We start from the raw sequence: 17,272 nt of genomic DNA on the forward strand, positions 1-17,272 counted from the left end.
TTGTCCCCTACTTCATAAATAGATTTCGTTTTTCTTCGGCTTAGTCATTTTCCAATGCAAAAAGCGTAAGCAGCTCTTCAAACAATTTCGGTTGAAAATCGGTTGCTTCTGTCAGCTGCTGGACCGTCGCCTCTGCTTGCGCCAGTTCATCGATTAAAGCTTGCTTTGCTCCAGAGAGTCCCAACAATGCTGGGTAAGTACTTTTGTCTGATTTTTCATCTTGTCCAATTTGCTTGCCTAGCATCTCGGTCGTCCCAACCACATCTAGAAGGTCGTCGCGGATCTGAAAAGCCAAGCCTATATGTTCACCGAGTTTTTCAAGCAGATCAATGACATATTCGGTCTGATCCGCCAAGATTCCTCCCGCAACAAAGGCAAAGGTCAATAATGCACCGGTTTTTCCACGATGAATCGCTTTTAATTTATCGAGGGGCACATGGTGTTTTTCCGCTGCCATATCGCCAGCTTGTCCTGCTACCATCCCGCTGCTGCCAGCTGCTTTCGCTAAAAGCTGAATCAATAGAACGCTCTCAGAGGGATTCAATGTTGTTTCGCTAACTAATTGAAAAGCACCGGTCAACAATGCATCCCCGGCTAAAATAGCCAACGCTTCTCCGAAAACTTTGTGATTGGTCGGTTTTCCACGACGCAAGTCATCATTATCCATCGCTGGCAAATCGTCGTGGATCAAGGAGTACGTGTGGATCAATTCAAGTGCACCAGCAGTTTGATACACAGGGAGCGTTAATTCCTTTCGAAATGCTTGAACCGTGGCTAAAATGATCAACGGCCGAATACGTTTGCCGCCTGCTTCTACTGAATAGCACATGCTTTGCTTTAACTCTTCATGCGTCGTGCAGGTGTTGATAAAATCAAGGATTTCTTTTTCGACTTTGGGTAGTTCTTCGATAGAAAGCTGCTGCAACATTTAAGCTTCCTCCTCACCTGTAAAAGGGACTTCTTCCTCATCACTCATCATCTTAGTCAATGTTTTTTCTGCTTTCGTCAATGTGTCTTGGCATTGCTTGCTTAAAACCATGCCTTTTTGGAAGGCTTCGAGTGCTTCTTCAAGTGGCACGTCTCCACGTTCTAATTGGGTCACGATAGTTTCCAATTGCGTGATTGATTCTTCAAAGGTTGTATTTTTTTCCATCAGTCTGTTCCTTCCTCAATTTCTAGAATAGATGCTTTTACCGTGCCATCAACAAAGTGGACCGTCATCTCTTTTTCTTTTAATGCTTTCACCGATCGGATCACATGCTCTTCCTGCGTAGTGTAGGTAAACCCGCGTCCCATGGTTTTTAATGGGCTTAGTAAATCAAGAGACGTGATGGCCTGCTGAACACGCCGTTGCTTGCTTTCCAGATAGCCTTGCATTTGCTGCTGCAGTCGCTCTTGCAAATAAATCATCTGTTGCTGTGTTTGATGGACACGATTAATAGGATTTGCTTGTGCCAAACGATTGCTGTATTGCATCAATTCTCGTTCTCGCTGATTTACTAAGACTGTCATATTTTGCTGGAGCTGCTGTGTTAAGCGATCCAATTGAATACTTTGCGCCTCATATAAGCGATTGGGCTGTTTAAAAATATACGATTGCTGTAGCCGTTCGAAGCGTTCTTTTTTTCGTTGCAGTTGGTGTAGAAATGCTTGCTCCAATCGTGCCTGTTTTTCTTTGATTCGTAAAATTTCTTCAGACAATACCGGCACCGCCAATTCCGCTGCTGCCGTTGGTGTTGCAGCACGTACATCTGCCACAAGATCTGCAATTGTTGTATCTGTCTCGTGGCCCACCGAAGAGATGATCGGGATCGGAGAAGCCGCGATCGCTCGTGCGACGCTCTCTTCATTAAAGGGCCATAAATCTTCGATAGAGCCCCCGCCTCGACCAATGATCATCGTATCGAAATCCATTGATTCTGCTTTTTTGATATTTTTTACGATATCCGCTGCTGCTTTGTCTCCTTGGACCAACGTCGGAAATAAGACCAACTGAGCGATCGGATAGCGACGCTTCACAGTTGTAATGATATCTCGAATCACCGCGCCGCTTGGGCTCGTGATCACCGCAATCCGTTTTGGGTAGCGTGGCAATGGTTTCTTCGGTTGAGAAAACAAGCCTTCTTTGTCTAATTTTTCTCGCAGTTCAGCTAACGCCTGATACAATGCTCCGACGCCATCAGGTTCCATGTGATCAATGTAGATTTGATAATTGCCGCTAGCCTCATACAATGCCACACGCCCGACTACCATAACCTTCATTCCCTCTTTGGGAGAGAATTTCAACTTTTGAAAGGCACCTTTAAACATGATCGCACTAATTTTAGAACGTTCATCTTTTAAGCTGAAATATTGATGACTATTTGCACGCATACGGAAGTTAGAAATTTCTCCGGTCAAATAGACCCGCTCTAAATAGGGGTCTACGTCGAATTTTCGTTTGATATATTTGTTTAATGCACTGACCGTTAAGTACTCTTGTGCCATTTAAACACCTCTTTGCTATTTATGATCCGCTACTTGTCGCTCGCAGCACTCGACTGTTTGCTGCATCAGCATGGTGATCGTCATCGGACCCACGCCTCCTGGGACCGGTGTAATATAACTAGCGATTGGTTCAACTTCATCAAATTTCACGTCACCAATCAGTTTTCCATCTTCGTTACGATTCATTCCAACATCGATCACGACTGCACCTGGTTTAATGAACTCTTTCGTTACAAAATGTCCTCTGCCAATCGCAACAACCAAGATATCTGCCTTGCTAGCTACTTTAGCCAGGTCTTCTGTTTTTGAATGGGTCAATGTAACGGTTGCGTCTGCCCCTAACAATAAAATCGCCATCGGTTTTCCTACAATATTGCTTCGACCAATCACGACAGCTTGCTTACCGGCTAATGGAATGTCATACGCCTCAAACATTTTCATGATGCCATACGGTGTACATGGAATCGTATGAGGAATGCCCGCAAATAACCGCCCCATATTCATTGGGTGGAAGCCATCCACGTCTTTTAATGAATCGATGGCAAGCAATACTTTTTCTTCATTGATATGCTCTGGCAAGGGTAATTGTACTAAAATTCCATGGAATTCCTTTGCTTGATTGAACCCTTCGATTTCCTTGATCAGTTCTGCTTCAGTAATCGTCTCAGGGTAGCGTTTTACTTCGGAATGGATTCCTATTTTTTTTGCTGCACGTTCCTTGTTTCGAACGTAAATTTGACTTGCGGGGTTTTCTCCGATTAATAACACGACTAATCCTGGATGGATTCCTTTTGATGCGAATGTTTTTACTTGTTCAGCTGTTTCTTGTTGCAATTTTTCTGCTAATTCTTTCCCATTAATAAGTTGTGCCACGTTCATTCCCCGCTTTTTTCTATAGTTTAAATGAAGCTGGGAAAAATAGCTAAATTAGCTATTTGCCCCAGCTTCATCGATCTCTTTCATTACATTAGATAAGATTCCATTAACGAACTTTCTAGATTGATCATCACTGAAAGTTTTGGCTAACTCGATCGCTTCGTTTAAGACGACACGATTGGGCACTTGAGTGTTGTACAACATCTCGTAGATCCCGATTCGCAGAATGATCAAATCCATCTTCGCAATTCGCTGAATCGACCAATTGGAACGCAGGTGCTTTTGGATAATGGTATCTAGCTCTGCTTGGTGTTCAACAACTCCGCCAACTAGTTCATCTAGATAGACCGGCACGAATTCTTCTTCGTCTTCACTGACAAATTCTTGTTGGTCAATACTCAAAGCATGATCAATGGCATCTTTTTTTGTTAATTCTTGATTGAAATCCAATGGGAATAACGCTTGTAAGGCCTTCTCCCGAATTTCATGACGTGACAATTCTTTACTCATTATTTTCCTCTTCATCATTGAATAATTCTTCTAACGTTGGTTGTTCAAGTTTTTCAGCGACAACTCCGACGACATGGATGTTCACTTCACTCAATGCCACATCTGTCATAAACAGGACTTGTTGTTTCACACGTTCTTGCATTGCCATAGCTACTTTCGGAACGGAAGTCCCATAATCAAAGTAAGAATAGATATCAACTTTCAATCCATCTTCATCATTTTTAAGGTAGACACCTTTTCCGTGAGCCGCTTTTCCAAGCAATTCATTCACATTGCTTGCTAAAGAGCCTCGCATACCGTAGACACCGTCGACTTTTGAAGCCGCGATCCCAATAATTACTTCGATTACTTCTGGTGCAATAATAATTTCGCCAAGCTCAGGGCTCGCGCCTAAAACTAAATTCTTTTCATCTGCCATTTTACTCTCTCCTTACTCCTGCGAATGTAATTATTTTTCCTTTCAGAAAAATAAATCTGTTTGTCGTGCCGTATATCATTCTACTATACTTATCAATTCTTTAAATTTCTTTGGATATCTCTTTACTTTTCTTTTGTTTATTCTGCGAAAAGTAGAACTGACATCCTTACTCCTGCGAATGTAATTATTTTTCCTTTCAGAAAAATAAGTTTGATACGTATCACTATCTATTTTCTATTGAACAGAACAGCTTTCTAGGCACGAGAAACGTAACTGCCGTCTTGCGTGTTGACGATCAATTTGTCCCCTTGGTTTACGAAAAACGGAACGTTGACAGTCAGACCTGTTTCCATGATAGCTGGTTTTGATCCACCGGAAGAAGTGTCTCCTTTGATGTTTGGTTCTGTTTCTGCAACTTGCAATACTACTGTATTTGGTAAATCAACACCTAACACTTCATTGCCATACATAATGACTGTTAGTTCTGTGTTCTCTAATACATAAAGCATTTCTTCTGCCACTTGCTGCTTAGGCATTTCAATTTGTTCATAGCTCTGCATATCCATGTATACGTAGTTGTCTCCATCATCATAGAGATACTGCATTTTTTTATTATCGATTTGTGCTTTCGCTACTTTTTCACCCGCGCGGAATGTTTTTTCTTGAACAGCTCCCGTGCGAAGATTTTTTAATTTTGAACGAACGAAGGCCGCACCTTTACCCGGCTTTACATGTTGGAAATCGACTACACGCCAAATGCCGCCGTCCACCTCGATAGTCAAGCCAGTTTTAAAATCGTTTACTGAAATCATGATACTTCCTCCTAATTCAATGAAAAGCAATCAATCTCTGTTTTATTAAGCTGTCAAAGAAATTGATTCCCTGCATAGTACCCCATCTTTACAGATTTGGTTCTAGTTTATCATTTCTTGTTTACTAACGCTACCACTACTCTATGACCACTGATTCTTTTTAATAAAACGTCTTGTTTAAAGAAGAAAAGGACTCCTCTATGGTGATCCCACTCTAATTTATTTAGTAAAAATGTTATAGAATGATAAGTTCTTTTGGTGAGTGTGTCAATAGGCGATTCCCATCAGCTACGATCACTAGATCGTCTTCGATACGCACTCCACCAAGCCCAGGTATGTAAATGCCTGGTTCATCCGTAATAACGTTCCCGACAGCCAAAGCTTCTTCATTTGAGCGACTAACAGTTGGCCCCTCATGGATTTCCATGCCGATGCCATGACCTGTAGAATGTCCAAATGCGTCACCATATCCAGCTTCGCTAATGAACGTTCTGGCTACAGCATCTAACTGAGCACCAGTGACGCCAGGCTGGGCCGCTTCAATGACCTTTAGTTGCGCATTTAAGACGATTTGATACATGTCTTTCAGAGATTGGCCTGGATCACCAATCGCAAAGGTCCGAGTAATATCTGAAACATACCCCTGATAGACACAGCCAAAATCAAGAGTGATCATGTCCCCTTGTTCGATTACTTTCTCGCTGGCCACTCCATGGGGCAAAGCGGATCGTAAGCCGCTAGCCACGATCGTCTCAAAAGAAGTTCCGCTGGCGCCGAGTGATCGCATGAAAAAGTCCAATTGATTGGCTAACTCAATCTCGGTCATTCCTGGACGGATCATTTTCAAAACATGATCAAAACCTTCGTCCGCAATAGCGCAGGCCTTTTCGATGATTGCGATTTCTCCCTCATCTTTTTGCTCTCGGAGTCGTTCGATCAGACCGCTGGCAGGCGCCAGTTCCGCATCAATCACCTCTTCAAAAACAGAATATTCCGCGTAGGTCACAAATGCATCCTCAAAACCAAGAACACGGATTCCTTCACGTTCCATCAGCTTGATAACTTCACCTACGATATCGCCTTGATGCTGAAGGATCGTCATTCCTTGAACTTGTTCACTTGCTTGCTCTGTGTAACGAAAATCCGTAATGAAAAAGGCTTCCTTTAATGTAATAAAAGCCAAACCAGCCGTTCCAGTAAAATTCGTCAGGTAGCGAAGATTGGCTGGACTTGTTACTAAATAGGCATCGATTCCGTCATTTTTCATCAATGCACGTAATTTCTCAATTCGTTTTATCATTCTAATCACCCATTTTCTATTATAACAAAGAGTGCCAAAAAAACAGAACGAACACGATTAGAAAGAGAAATCTAACAAGGACGACCGCTCAAAAGATGAACGTTTCCAAAAAAGGACAAAAAAAGAAGCCGAAAAATCGACTTCTATCCTTCGTCACCGACGTCCTGTAAAGAACGAGACGACCGCTACTACTACAACTGCGCCTAGTATCGATGGGACTAAGGCCATCCCTGCTAAATGCGGCCCCCAATGACCAAAGATCGCTTGACCGATGTATGATCCTGCCAACCCTGCAATAATATTGAATAAGCACCCCATCTGTTTCCCACGTCCAGAAAGGCTGCCGCCGATCGCGCCAATGACTGCGCCAACAATTAATGTCCAAATCATAATGATCCCTCCATTTTTTTCGTCTTTCTTACATTCTTTTTCCTTTTATAGCCAAATACTTCTAGCGAATGTCAATAGCAATAAAACGGTTTTTCCAAAAAGTTTCTCAGTTGTGAAACTCGCAAAAGTGTTGATTTAACAACGTTTATGGCATTGTAAGCGGCTAAACAGCGCCGCAAAACCCCTTTTTCTGACCTCCCTGTGAATAACTTTTTAGCGAGCCAGGTCTGAACGCAGTTTTATACTGTTCTTTTCCCAGTCGATTGCCCCAAGTTGATAAGGAAATGTCCCAAGCAAGGAGAAACTTCCTGCTTCTGGTACGTTGATCTTGTTCATCCGAGCACTGCCTTTTGCTAAATAGCCTGTCCCCAGCTTCAGCATGTCCTTCAGATTAAGGTTGCTGCCGGAGTATTCCTTGACTGTTCCGTAATTAGTCGTAATGGATGACAAACGCGGACGAACCGTTTTTCTTTTCATCAAGCGAATGATGTCTTCTTGTCGTTCAAATACGTCTATGCGTCCGTCCTGATCAATTTGATAGCTGATGTAGGCATCGATTTCTTCTAATGACAAACGATGCTCGCCTTTTGTAAAACGCTGCCCATTTTTTTGTGCAACGAATGTTTTATAGATGGTAACAGGCATTCTGCCATCTTCTTCCAGACCGGCTTCTTTCACCCCTAATAGGCTGTTTTCTTTTTTCAGAATCAAATATTTCTTTACTTCTATAGAAAAAGCAATTGAAAAATAGGACATGAATTTCTCGATGGGCACCTGCGTGTATAACTCACCTAGTGTCAGCTTTTGAATACGAATTTCTGGTGAAACACGCAATAGACTATTCACACCGCTCGTCAAATCATACACGAAGAAGCTTGAATATTCGCGGTCCTCAAATACAAATAACACTTTCATGACGATCTTCCTCTCTGTTCTAAGTGTATAAAAAAGCGGCTGAGAGTACATCCGCCGAAAGTCTGAAAATTGCCTATCTATTTTAGTCATATTTTTCAATCAGTGATACAATAGACACGAAGAAAAATTGCAGCACTTATCCTTAAAAGAAGGGATCACACAATGAATACGATCAGTTATGTTGTTTTGGCGATGCTGATTCGCTCGCCTCTGACAGGGTATGAATTGAAACGCTTCTTAAATCTCTTTTGGGAAGCGCACCACAGTCAAATTTATCCGACTTTGAAGGAACTGCGTAAGCAAGAGTTGATTGAGATCATCGACATTCCAGACGGGAAACGGAAAATTTACGATATTACCCCTGCCGGAAAAGAATTAGTCAAAGAGTGGGTCTTTACCAAGAGTCACGCGCCTTCACAAAAAGATGAATTTTTGGCAAAAGTTTTTACTATCTCAGCTTTGGATCGGGACACGTCTAAATTTTTGATTATGGAAAGAAAACAATATTTTCATGAACAAGTGAATGATTACTCTAAAGTCTTGGCTAGCTTGGATGAGTTAGATGCGGAAGAGCGACGGAAAAACTTTGGTCGAGAATTGATTTTAGAACGGAAAATCCGATTGAGTAAAGAAGAACTTGCATGGTGTGACTGGGCAGAGGAGAAAATTGAAGCCTATTTTGCGAAATAGATGGAAAAGCAGATCTTTTGAAGATCTGCTTTTTTTGGTCAAAATTTATATGTAAATTTATTTATGTAAATATTGACATAAAATGCAATTGTGATTACACTATGGAATGGAAAGTGGTGACTTAATGGAAAATTTAAATGAAAACAACGAGAATTTAGTAACAGAAAAGGAAAATGGCAGAGCTGCATACGTGGTTGCTTTTGCCTGCATGATCGCCTTTATGGGGATCGGCTTGGTCGATCCGATTTTGAACTCGATCGCCAAATCTTTACAAGCAACCCCTGCACAAACTACCCTATTGTTTACAAGCTATATGATGGTAACAGGGATCGTCATGCTCTTTACGGGTTTTGTTTCGAGTCGGATCGGCACAAAGAAGACCTTGATGCTTGGACTATTTATTATTATTTTATTTGCACTTTTTGCGGGATTATCCAACACGATCGATGCCTTGATTTACTTCCGGGCGGGCTGGGGATTAGGAAATGCGCTATTTATTTCAACTGCCCTTTCTGCGATCGTTAGTGTCTTAGTGGGGCAAACGGAAAAATCCATCATGCTCTATGAAGCTGCGATGGGCTTAGGGATGTCGATCGGGCCCTTAGTTGGTGGTTCACTGGGGTCCATTTCATGGCGTTTGCCTTTTGCGGGCGTGTCTGTATTGATGATGGTTTCTTTCTTATCAATTCTGATTCTATTCAAAGAACCAAAGGGCGACAAAGAAAAAATCGCCTTTTTCGCTGGGGTCAAGGCGCTGAAAAACCACAAGCTGCGTTCTGTTGGCTTGATTGCCTTGCTTTACAACTTCGGGTTCTTCACGTTATTGGCGTATGCGCCGTTTTTAATGCCTAACTTTTCTGAGATGGAAGTCGGCATGACGTTCTTTGGCTGGGGCATTTTGCTGGCGATCTCCTCGATTTTCTTAGCTACGCGCTTTGAAAAGATGATCGGAACTTTTTACACCTTGATGATCGGTTTTATCGGCTTTGTCATTTGTTTATTGTTAATGGGAATCAATGCGGATACCCCTTCATTAGTAGCCGCGGCATTGATCGTCGCTGGTTTCTTCCAAGGAATCATCAATACCTTGATGACGACGATCGCAATGGAGATCCCAGGTATCAAACGCAATATTGCTTCTTCCACGTATAGTTTCGTCCGCTTCTTCGGCGGATCACTGGCACCTTTTGTCGCTGGTTTGATCGGTGCGAAATTCGGCGGAAATTATACCTTCTACTTTGCTAGTGCGATGGTCTTTATCGGAATCGTCCTCGTCTTTGTTCATTCTCAGTACTTTGAAACAGTTGAAGAGGAAGAATTAGAAGAAAATGCATAAAAAAAAAGAGCGGATTCGCTCTTTTTTTTTATTTTAATTTACTTGCGGCCTCTTCATCCAAAATGATGGTCAAGTTGGGATGCAGGCGTAAAACAGAAGCCGGCACGTCTTCGGTGATCGGTCCTTCCAAAGCCTGCTTAATGATTTCCGCCTTCTTTTCACCATTGGCAATCAGCACCAGCTCTTTGGCTGCTAAAACCGTCTGTGCCCCAAAGGTAATCATTTCTTCCCCCGGCTCGTATGGCGTGGCGTCATCTATGAACGTGTACAATTCATCGCCTGGATCAATCGGTACGCGATAAACGCCGTAATCGAAGGCTGTGAATTGGGGAAGATTTCCACAGAAATGTCCGTCGCCGCCGATCCCCATCAAAACAAGATCCAAGCCGCCGTCTTCAGCAATCTGATGATCGTACTCCTGATAATTGCCCGCATGGAGCACTTCGATATTTTCTGCTTCGATCCCTAACGGATGGAAAAATTCTTCTTTCAAGGCCTGCATCGTTAACCCGTCTTCCTGCCCTTTTAACGAAACCTCGTCAAAATTATAAAAATGGGCCAAGCTCTTATCAAACGTCACTTGCGTTAAACGCTCTGCTAAAATCTCATACGCACGCTTCGGGGAAGAGCCCGCAGTCAATGCGAGGTTTACCCGGCGATTTTCTGCCCATTTCAATAACACAAGGTCCGCGGTCACTTGACTTAATGTTTCATAATTATTAGTGATTAATAGCTTCATTTGAACACCTGTCCGTTTCTTTTTTTATTTTAGCTCCAGCAATGAATTGAAGATTCCTCTGGCTTTTTCTCAACTTGGTACTTTCTCTTTGCTGGGCATTTTTAAAATGCAGGTTTGAGGGCATACCTCGATACAGTCGCCGCAATTGATACAGGCCTCTGGATCAATCACCGCCACGTTGTTTTCCATCTTGATCGCCTTTTGCGGGCAGGCTTTCACACAGCGGTTGCAAGTGATGCAGCCCACGTCGCAGATTTTCCGCACCCCGCCTCCTTTGTCTTGATTGGAACAGACGACGATCGCGGTATTCTCCGCGGGCAGCATCGCGATAAGGTTTTTAGGGCAGGCCTGAATACATTTTAGACAGCCGACACATTTTTCAGCGTCGATCTTGGCGACCCCATCCACGACATGTAAAGCATCATATTCACACACTGCTTCGCAATCCCCAAACCCCATACAACCAAAGCGGCACGCCTGCGGACCGCCAAAAATCTGATTGGCTCCACTACAGGTCGGTGTACCTGTGTAATCCATTTTATTGTTGGTATATTCGCAAGTCCCATTGCAGCGTACAAAGGCAGCGATTTTCTCTATATCCCCTACCTCCACACCTAGAATCTCCGACAGCGCCTGGCGAGTCACCGTTCCTCCCGGTGTACAGTTAGTCGCCCCGGCTTCGCCTTGAGCCATCGCCTTAGCATAGCCGTCACAGCCCGAAAAACCGCAAGCGCCGCAATTGATCCCCGGCAAAGCTTCACGTAAAGCTTCTTCTTTCTCATCCGCTGGTTTATGAAAGATGATCGTCGCAAGCGAAAGAATGACCCCTGCGATCAACCCCATACTGCTGACAATGCCGATAGGTATCATGATTTCTGTCATTTTTTCACCCCCTATTTGAACAATCCTTCTGCCAAGCCGGCAAATCCTAGAAATGACAACGCGACGATCGCGGCTGCCACCAATGTTATCGGCAATCCTCGCAAGGCTTCTGGAATATCATTGCCTTCGAGACGGCCGCGTACGCCAGCGAAAATCACCATCGCTAACAAAAATCCGATGCCTGCCGCAAAGGAATTGACCATAGATTGCATAAATGTGTAGTTTTTTGAAAAATTCAAGATGGTGACTCCCAGCACTGCACAATTCGTTGTGATCAGCGGCAAATAGATGCCCAGTGCATTGTATAACGGGGGCATATAGCGCTTCATCACGACCTCCACTAACTGAACCAGTGCAGCGATCGTCAAAATGAAGACGATCGTTTGTAGATAATCCAAGCCTAAGGGCACGAGTAACGCATCGTAAATCGGATAGGTCACTAGTGTCGCCAATACCATGACGAAGGTCACCGCCAGCGACATACCAACGGCGGTATCCAACTTTTTGGACACGCCGAGAAATGGGCAAATGCCTAAAAACTGAGACAACACAAAATTATCCGTCAAAATGCCTGCAACTAAAATCGTCACAAACGCCTGCATCACTCATCACCCGCCTTTTCTTCACACACGGCGGTGCACGCCTCCGCGATCGGACAAGCGTTACAATCAAGTTCTCTTGCTTTTCGGTCGCTTAGTTTATTGGCTGCCATGACCAGCATGCCAAAAATAAAGAACCCGCCTGGCGGCAGCAGCATGATCGTCATAGGCGGTACGACACCTGCTGTGATCGGAAAACCTAAAATGGTTCCACTGCCCAGCAATTCACGTATCCCCCCCATACAAAGAAGGGTCATGGTGAAGCCGACGCCCATCCCCAACCCATCTAAAGCGGAATGAAGAACCGCGTGGTCTTTGGCATAGGCTTCTGCACGTCCAAGAATGATACAGTTCACAACGATCAAGGGCAGATAGATCCCCAATGTCGCATCCAGTGCTGGGGCCAATGCTTTTACGATCAATTGAACCACGGTGACAAATCCTGCGATAATGGTTATAAATGCTGGAATCCTGACACGATCAGGGATCACCTTCCGCAACAGTGAGATCATGACATTCGAGCCCAAAAGCACGACCGTCGCTGCCACTCCCATTCCCAGACCGTTGATGGCAGAGGTGGTGATCGCTAATGTTGGACACGTTCCTAAAGTCAGCCGCAGAACGGGATTTTCGCTGATCAATCCTTTGCTAAAAATGGCGGATGCCTTCTCTTTTTCCATTCCTTCTCCCCCTATTTCTCTGACTGGGCTACTTGCTCAAACAACGCAAGCGCTTCTTTGACGGATGCAGCTACGGCGTTTGAGGATTTCGTGGCTCCAGTTACCGCTTCGACTTGGTTTTTATTTGATGGGTCCGTCTTTACTACTTCAAGCGATTCATCCATGCCGTCAAATTGATCACTAAAATCTTTTCTTGTAACGTTTTGCCCCAGACCGGGTGTTTCATTCGATGCATCCAGAACGTCGACAGCCGTGACTTTTCCTTCTTTGACAGCACTCATTACACGCACATCGCTGCCATAGCCATACGCTTTTGTCACAAAAAGATAGCCGACCGTCGCTCCTGCTGTATCCAAAGCTTTATAGCCCTGATTGTCCTTTGGTACGCTGATTTCTTTAAAGCTCTCGGCATCGATCAACTGGCTCATCACCTGTTGGGTCTGCGCCCATTCTTGCTTGGCGATCCGCTCTTTGAAAACTGCCCGTGTCCCGGCAACTGCAAACGTGATCACTAAACAAATGATGAACAAGCACAAGGCGTCACTAAAAATGACTTTGGCTTTTGATTGCTTCATTTCACCTTTGCCTCCTCCCCGAAAACCTTCGGAATCGTCAAATTCTCAATGTGGGGAACCAGGATATTCATTAATAAAATGGCATAGGAAACACCTTCCGGCAATGCCGCATAAAAGCGAATCAGCACCGTAACGATCCCACAGCCGATCCCAAAAATGACCTTTCCTTTTTTTGTTATTGGCGAGGTCGTGTAGTCCGTCGCCATGAAAATCGCGCCTAATAGCAACCCGCCTGACATCAATTGGTAGAGGGGCTGACCGCCTAATAACGTAGCTAAAATACCGACAGTCCCAATAAAGCAAAGTGGAATAAGCGGTGAGATCACTTTCCGAACGACTAAATACCCGCCGCCTAGCAGTAAAGCGGCTGCGCAGGTTTCCCCCAGACTTCCTGAGCGGATGCCTAAAAACATATCAAGTAGTGAAGGCAGCTCTTGCCCTGTTTGAGCGGCTGAAAAGTAGGTGGCTGATGAGATCACGTCTGGTCGGAACATATAGTAGTTTAATGGCGGCTGCCACGTACTCATTTGAGGCGCAAAGGACATCATCAAAACGATCCGGGCAGTGATCGCCGGATTGACAAAATTCTGTCCAACGCCGCCGAAAAATTCCTTCACGATCACGATCGCAATCACACCACCTAGAACAGCCATCCAGAACGGCAATGTCACTGGGAGATTCAATGCTAACAAGATGCCTGTCACAACAGCAGTCAAATTAGAGAGGGTATCTGGTTTTTTTAAAATTTTTCGTGTGAGGTATTCACTGGTGACACAGGCGGCCGCCGTTACGACGACCAAGAGAAGCGCACGAAATCCAAAAATAACCGTTGCCGCAATGACCGCTGGGAGCAATGCAATGATCACATCCAGCATGATCGAACGGGTATTGCGCCCGCAGTGAAGATGGGGTGAGATAGAAACTGGTAATTTAATCATTTAGCAGCCTCCCTTTCCAACTGTTTCCCCTGCTTCATCGTCTGTACGAGCCGTCGCCCAGCAGGACAAACAAATGCGCAGCAGCCACATTCCATACAGGCGGAGACCTTCAGCTTTTTCAAGCCGGAGACATCCTTGTTTCGTGTGCAGCGTTCGATTTGTACAGGTAATAAAGACATCGGACACGCTTCTACACAGCGTCCGCAGCGTATACAGGGAGATTCCTCTGGTAAACGTTCCGCTTGAGACAAAATGGTGATGGCATTGGTTTGCTTGGTGATGGGCAGTTCTACTGAAAACTGAGCTACCCCCATCATGGGACCGCCTAAAATCACTTTGCTGGGCTCATCGATCAGCCCTCCGCAGCAGGCGATCACCTCGCCCATGGGTGTCCCCACAGGAACAACGATATTTTTAGGCTCTGGAACATTTCCATCCACCGTGATTCGCTTATGGGTCAAGGGCATGCCGGTCTCGACGTATCGCTGCAATAAGGAAATGGTCGAGATATTCAGGATCAGGCACCCGACCTCTGAAGGTAATTCCCCAGGCGGGATTTTCCGTCCTGTCGTCGCGTAAACGAGCATTTTTTCAGCTCCTTGAGGGTACAGTGACGGGATTTCCATCACGGTGATCGCCGGGTCTCGGTCCGCCAGTTCATTCAAATGATCCCGCAGCCTTTTTAAGCCCTTTGGTTTGTTGCTTTCAATGCCGACGACTCCGCGGGTGATCTTCAAATGCTTCATGACCATCTGCATCCCTGCGATGATCCGCTCCGGATACTCGAGACTTTCACGATAATCGGAGGTAATGAAGGGTTCGCATTCCGCGCCATTGATGACCAATGTGTCAATAGGCGTGTCGTCTTGCACAGCCAATTTGACGTGCAAGGGAAATCCTGCCCCGCCGATCCCGACGACTCCGCTCTCTCGCGCAGCCTTCAATAACGCTTCCTTTGAATCGATCGCGACTGGCTGAGGGTCTGGAAAGACTACCTGCAAGCCATCGCTGGCAATATGGATCGCATCGCACATCTGTCCGTTTGCCATCAGAACGGGCTTGATCCCTTTCACTTTTCCTGAAACGGATGCATGGATCGGCGCGGAGACAAAGGCATCAGAATCCGCGATCTTCTGCCCCACAGTGACGCTGTCGCCCTTTTTTACCAGCGGGGTACAGCGGCCTCCGATGTGCTGCTGCATCGGCAAAGTAACGAGTTTCGGCGGATCCATAAAAACGCTTTCAAATTCAGCTGTATGTTTATTATGCGGGACCTTCACGCCCCCCTTGAATGTTGCGATTGCTTTCGTTAATGCTTCCATAGACAAACCTCCCCTGTATCTATTCGTGTTCTATGTTAAGTATTATTTTAGAACGCTGCCTTTTCAAGTCCGATTCTACTAATTTTCACCCAAAATACTCCTTAAAATCGGATAAAATGAATTATTTTTCGAGAGAAATTTGCGTATACTCTTTTTTGATACTTTGCACGATTTTTTGTTTCAAAAAGACAATTCACAAACTTTATCGATTATTTTGTAAGAATATCCTCGTATTTATGATAGCATAGCGAAAAACAAATGTAATTATTTTTCACATAGTCTGGAAAAATTCTCCTTCTTTGGGATGATTTCCCCACAAAAAAAGCACCTAGAAATCTAGGCGCTTGTGTCGGATTTTTTAAGGGGTGGCAGATATGGTCCATCTGAGTGTCGTTTGATAACTTCCCGTTTGCTTTGGTGTATTTTTTGGTGCAAACAATTGGAACTGGTTCAACGGCAGTTCTACATAGCCCGGGGCGGTCGTACTGCCAAGTGTCATGAGCGTGATCTGATTTCCCGGTGCGAGCTGGATCGTTTGATTAGAGACGCCTGTGTAATTCTGGAAATTGGTGTTCCATGCCCCCACCATCATATTCATACGCGCATTCGCTAGATTCTTTTGTCCGCTCGACCAGTTCGTGGCTTGTGAGACTTTTAATTGCCAAGATTTGGCGATGGTCCGAGTATCCTCTATTCGAATCTTTCCAGTTTGAAGCGGATTGGCGTTGCTGCCGCCAACGTGGGCATTCCACGTTTCATCTACTTTTGTTTGGATGGGGTGACTGCCGAAGTTCAAGTTGGTCGGAAGTCCTTCACTCTTCATGACTACCGATCCTGCACTAAAATAAAGGTTCGTGCTCCCGCCGAAATTGCTCAGCAATTGAATCGTCAGATCATCCGTTTGTACGATCCCTCCGCGAACGATAGCCGCGTAATCTTGTGTCATCCCTGTCGGACTTGTTACAAAAGTTGGGATCGAAACCGTTGTTGACCCTAGGATCGATGCGGAAACAAGATTGGTGCTGGTCGTTGAGTTCGGATTGGCTAATGCAGTGATCAAGCCGTCAACGCTGGATAACACGGAGGTGAGGATCGCCCCTATCAGTCCCAGCGGCAGCGTATTGAGCACGTTCTTCAAGTCGACCAACCGATTCGACAACGTACCTGTTAGTATCGGCAGCAGCCCTTGACTGATATTGACACCAAGCAAAGTGGCAGATAATTGCTCCGTCGTGATCGGCAGATTTTGGTTTCCATAGTTTTCATTTTTCAGGTTATTGATCGCTTGGTTCAGGCTGTTCAAGGGTGCCTGTAAGGACGGATTCAAAAACAATAAGCCATTAATAGTAGAAACCAGTGTCGACAACAACCCCAAAAGACTGCCCACCGGCAAATCCGCCAACGGAATCGTTACAGTCGTGGTGACCATTGAAGACCCATTGGGCGTCACTTTTCCTGATAACGGCGACGGCACAGAGATGAGTGCATACTTTTTACCCGTTTTGATCAGTCCTACGCCAGTCGTTGTCCCGTCGATCGTAAAGGTGACGGGTTTTTGACTGACATTCAGATACGGTGCAGCGGCGGTCGTTCCACTAGAGTTCTTCACCTGTGTCGTTGCAAATAAATCGACGGATACTGCGCTGACTATCAGATTGGAACTCGCTAAAAATAGAAAAATGGCGCTTCCTACGAGGCACAGTTGATAGAAGAAACGCGCACATTTCTGCCTCATGTTGATTCCTCCTTTTTTATTACATCTGTTATATCTGTCAAAATTTTCTTTTTCAAGAAAATAATCGG

Annotated in this window: 20 protein-coding genes; 2 read left to right on the forward strand and 18 right to left on the reverse strand. The window is 44.8% G+C overall.

What is annotated here, in order from left to right; genetic code table 11:
- Positions 1 to 40: 40 nt before the first annotated feature.
- From A5868_RS10855 to A5868_RS10900, 10 genes are all read right to left on the reverse strand, one after another.
- Positions 41 to 928 carry a polyprenyl synthetase family protein gene (locus A5868_RS10855; protein ID WP_086303488.1) on the reverse strand — a complete coding sequence of 296 codons (888 nt, stop codon included), beginning with the start codon at positions 926 to 928 and terminating at the stop codon, positions 41 to 43.
- Positions 929 to 1,153: an exodeoxyribonuclease VII small subunit gene (locus A5868_RS10860; protein WP_010780211.1), complete on the reverse strand. Its 225-nt coding sequence runs from the start codon at positions 1,151 to 1,153 to the stop codon at positions 929 to 931.
- Positions 1,153 to 2,487 (reverse strand): exodeoxyribonuclease VII large subunit, encoded by a 1,335-nt coding sequence (gene xseA / locus A5868_RS10865; protein WP_086303487.1) that lies wholly within the window; start codon positions 2,485 to 2,487, stop codon positions 1,153 to 1,155. The genes A5868_RS10860 and xseA overlap by 1 nt, the downstream gene beginning before the upstream one ends.
- A 15-nt stretch (positions 2,488 to 2,502) precedes the next feature.
- Positions 2,503 to 3,360 (reverse strand): bifunctional methylenetetrahydrofolate dehydrogenase/methenyltetrahydrofolate cyclohydrolase, encoded by an 858-nt coding sequence (locus A5868_RS10870; RefSeq protein WP_086304403.1) that lies wholly within the window; start codon positions 3,358 to 3,360, stop codon positions 2,503 to 2,505.
- Positions 3,361 to 3,414: 54 nt separating this feature from the next.
- Positions 3,415 to 3,873, reverse strand: a complete 459-nt coding sequence (gene nusB / locus A5868_RS10875; RefSeq protein ID WP_010780208.1) for a transcription antitermination factor NusB — start codon at positions 3,871 to 3,873, stop codon at positions 3,415 to 3,417.
- Positions 3,866 to 4,291: an Asp23/Gls24 family envelope stress response protein gene (locus A5868_RS10880; protein ID WP_010780207.1), complete on the reverse strand. Its 426-nt coding sequence runs from the start codon at positions 4,289 to 4,291 to the stop codon at positions 3,866 to 3,868. Before A5868_RS10880 ends, nusB begins: the two co-directional genes overlap by 8 nt.
- 254 nt (positions 4,292 to 4,545) lie before the next feature.
- Positions 4,546 to 5,103 (reverse strand): elongation factor P, encoded by a 558-nt coding sequence (gene efp, locus A5868_RS10885; RefSeq protein ID WP_010780206.1) that lies wholly within the window; start codon positions 5,101 to 5,103, stop codon positions 4,546 to 4,548.
- A 235-nt stretch (positions 5,104 to 5,338) separates the two neighbouring features.
- Positions 5,339 to 6,403, reverse strand: coding sequence for a M24 family metallopeptidase (locus tag A5868_RS10890; RefSeq protein ID WP_086303486.1), 1,065 nt, complete (start codon positions 6,401 to 6,403; stop codon positions 5,339 to 5,341).
- Between the two features lie 153 nt (positions 6,404 to 6,556).
- A complete protein-coding gene (locus A5868_RS10895) occupies positions 6,557 to 6,793 on the reverse strand; it encodes a GlsB/YeaQ/YmgE family stress response membrane protein (protein WP_035019402.1) in 237 nt (78 codons plus the stop codon).
- Between the two features lie 213 nt (positions 6,794 to 7,006).
- Positions 7,007 to 7,708, reverse strand: a complete 702-nt coding sequence (locus tag A5868_RS10900) for a hypothetical protein (RefSeq protein WP_086303484.1) — start codon at positions 7,706 to 7,708, stop codon at positions 7,007 to 7,009.
- A 162-nt stretch (positions 7,709 to 7,870) separates the two neighbouring features.
- Between A5868_RS10900 and A5868_RS10905 the strand changes: the two genes are divergently transcribed.
- Positions 7,871 to 8,398 carry a PadR family transcriptional regulator gene (locus tag A5868_RS10905; RefSeq protein ID WP_086303483.1) on the forward strand — a complete coding sequence of 176 codons (528 nt, stop codon included), beginning with the start codon at positions 7,871 to 7,873 and terminating at the stop codon, positions 8,396 to 8,398.
- A gap of 106 nt (positions 8,399 to 8,504) precedes the next feature.
- The gene (locus A5868_RS10910; RefSeq protein WP_086303482.1) at positions 8,505 to 9,734 is read left to right on the forward strand and encodes an MFS transporter; all 1,230 of its coding nucleotides are present in this window, start codon (positions 8,505 to 8,507) and stop codon (positions 9,732 to 9,734) included.
- A 28-nt stretch (positions 9,735 to 9,762) separates the two neighbouring features.
- Here the strand turns inward: A5868_RS10910 and A5868_RS10915 are convergent, their stop codons facing one another.
- From A5868_RS10915 to A5868_RS10950, 8 genes are all read right to left on the reverse strand, one after another.
- Entirely contained in the window at positions 9,763 to 10,473 is a 711-nt protein-coding gene (locus tag A5868_RS10915) for a glucosamine-6-phosphate deaminase (RefSeq protein ID WP_086303481.1), read from the reverse strand.
- Between the two features lie 69 nt (positions 10,474 to 10,542).
- The gene (locus A5868_RS10920) at positions 10,543 to 11,355 is read right to left on the reverse strand and encodes an RnfABCDGE type electron transport complex subunit B (protein WP_086303480.1); all 813 of its coding nucleotides are present in this window, start codon (positions 11,353 to 11,355) and stop codon (positions 10,543 to 10,545) included.
- An 11-nt stretch (positions 11,356 to 11,366) separates the two neighbouring features.
- Positions 11,367 to 11,957 (reverse strand): electron transport complex protein RnfA, encoded by a 591-nt coding sequence (locus A5868_RS10925; protein ID WP_086303479.1) that lies wholly within the window; start codon positions 11,955 to 11,957, stop codon positions 11,367 to 11,369.
- Positions 11,957 to 12,634 (reverse strand): electron transport complex subunit RsxE, encoded by a 678-nt coding sequence (gene rsxE / locus A5868_RS10930; RefSeq protein ID WP_086303478.1) that lies wholly within the window; start codon positions 12,632 to 12,634, stop codon positions 11,957 to 11,959. The genes A5868_RS10925 and rsxE overlap by 1 nt, the downstream gene beginning before the upstream one ends.
- 11 nt (positions 12,635 to 12,645) lie before the next feature.
- Positions 12,646 to 13,209, reverse strand: a complete 564-nt coding sequence (locus A5868_RS10935; protein ID WP_086303477.1) for an FMN-binding protein — start codon at positions 13,207 to 13,209, stop codon at positions 12,646 to 12,648.
- Positions 13,206 to 14,147 carry an RnfABCDGE type electron transport complex subunit D gene (locus A5868_RS10940; protein ID WP_086303476.1) on the reverse strand — a complete coding sequence of 314 codons (942 nt, stop codon included), beginning with the start codon at positions 14,145 to 14,147 and terminating at the stop codon, positions 13,206 to 13,208. Before A5868_RS10940 ends, A5868_RS10935 begins: the two co-directional genes overlap by 4 nt.
- Positions 14,144 to 15,469 carry an electron transport complex subunit RsxC gene (rsxC, locus tag A5868_RS10945; RefSeq protein WP_086303475.1) on the reverse strand — a complete coding sequence of 442 codons (1,326 nt, stop codon included), beginning with the start codon at positions 15,467 to 15,469 and terminating at the stop codon, positions 14,144 to 14,146. The genes A5868_RS10940 and rsxC overlap by 4 nt, the downstream gene beginning before the upstream one ends.
- 358 nt (positions 15,470 to 15,827) lie before the next feature.
- On the reverse strand, positions 15,828 to 17,204 hold the full coding sequence (locus A5868_RS10950; RefSeq protein WP_086303474.1) for an adhesive domain-containing protein: 1,377 nt from the start codon (positions 17,202 to 17,204) through the stop codon (positions 15,828 to 15,830).
- Positions 17,205 to 17,272: the final 68 nt, after the last annotated feature.

This window comes from Enterococcus sp. 12F9_DIV0723 (genome assembly GCF_002174375.1).
GTDB classification, from domain to species: domain Bacteria; phylum Bacillota; class Bacilli; order Lactobacillales; family Enterococcaceae; genus Enterococcus_A; species Enterococcus_A gilvus.

Coding starts and splice junctions, on each gene's coding strand:
- A5868_RS10905 (WP_086303483.1), top strand. CDS start 7,871: ATGAATACGATCAGTTATGTTGTTTTGGCGATGCTGATTCGCTCGCCT.
- rsxC (WP_086303475.1), bottom strand. CDS start 15,469: ATGGAAGCATTAACGAAAGCAATCGCAACATTCAAGGGGGGCGTGAAG.
- A5868_RS10855 (WP_086303488.1), bottom strand. CDS start 928: ATGTTGCAGCAGCTTTCTATCGAAGAACTACCCAAAGTCGAAAAAGAA.
- A5868_RS10920 (WP_086303480.1), bottom strand. CDS start 11,355: ATGACAGAAATCATGATACCTATCGGCATTGTCAGCAGTATGGGGTTG.
- A5868_RS10935 (WP_086303477.1), bottom strand. CDS start 13,209: ATGAAGCAATCAAAAGCCAAAGTCATTTTTAGTGACGCCTTGTGCTTG.
- efp (WP_010780206.1), bottom strand. CDS start 5,103: ATGATTTCAGTAAACGATTTTAAAACTGGCTTGACTATCGAGGTGGAC.
- rsxE (WP_086303478.1), bottom strand. CDS start 12,634: ATGGAAAAAGAGAAGGCATCCGCCATTTTTAGCAAAGGATTGATCAGC.
- A5868_RS10940 (WP_086303476.1), bottom strand. CDS start 14,147: ATGATTAAATTACCAGTTTCTATCTCACCCCATCTTCACTGCGGGCGC.
- nusB (WP_010780208.1), bottom strand. CDS start 3,873: ATGAGTAAAGAATTGTCACGTCATGAAATTCGGGAGAAGGCCTTACAA.
- xseA (WP_086303487.1), bottom strand. CDS start 2,487: ATGGCACAAGAGTACTTAACGGTCAGTGCATTAAACAAATATATCAAA.
- A5868_RS10925 (WP_086303479.1), bottom strand. CDS start 11,957: ATGCAGGCGTTTGTGACGATTTTAGTTGCAGGCATTTTGACGGATAAT.
- A5868_RS10910 (WP_086303482.1), top strand. CDS start 8,505: ATGGAAAGTGGTGACTTAATGGAAAATTTAAATGAAAACAACGAGAAT.
- A5868_RS10860 (WP_010780211.1), bottom strand. CDS start 1,153: ATGGAAAAAAATACAACCTTTGAAGAATCAATCACGCAATTGGAAACT.
- A5868_RS10950 (WP_086303474.1), bottom strand. CDS start 17,204: ATGAGGCAGAAATGTGCGCGTTTCTTCTATCAACTGTGCCTCGTAGGA.
- A5868_RS10895 (WP_035019402.1), bottom strand. CDS start 6,793: ATGATTTGGACATTAATTGTTGGCGCAGTCATTGGCGCGATCGGCGGC.
- A5868_RS10900 (WP_086303484.1), bottom strand. CDS start 7,708: ATGAAAGTGTTATTTGTATTTGAGGACCGCGAATATTCAAGCTTCTTC.
- A5868_RS10915 (WP_086303481.1), bottom strand. CDS start 10,473: ATGAAGCTATTAATCACTAATAATTATGAAACATTAAGTCAAGTGACC.
- A5868_RS10890 (WP_086303486.1), bottom strand. CDS start 6,403: ATGATAAAACGAATTGAGAAATTACGTGCATTGATGAAAAATGACGGA.
- A5868_RS10880 (WP_010780207.1), bottom strand. CDS start 4,291: ATGGCAGATGAAAAGAATTTAGTTTTAGGCGCGAGCCCTGAGCTTGGC.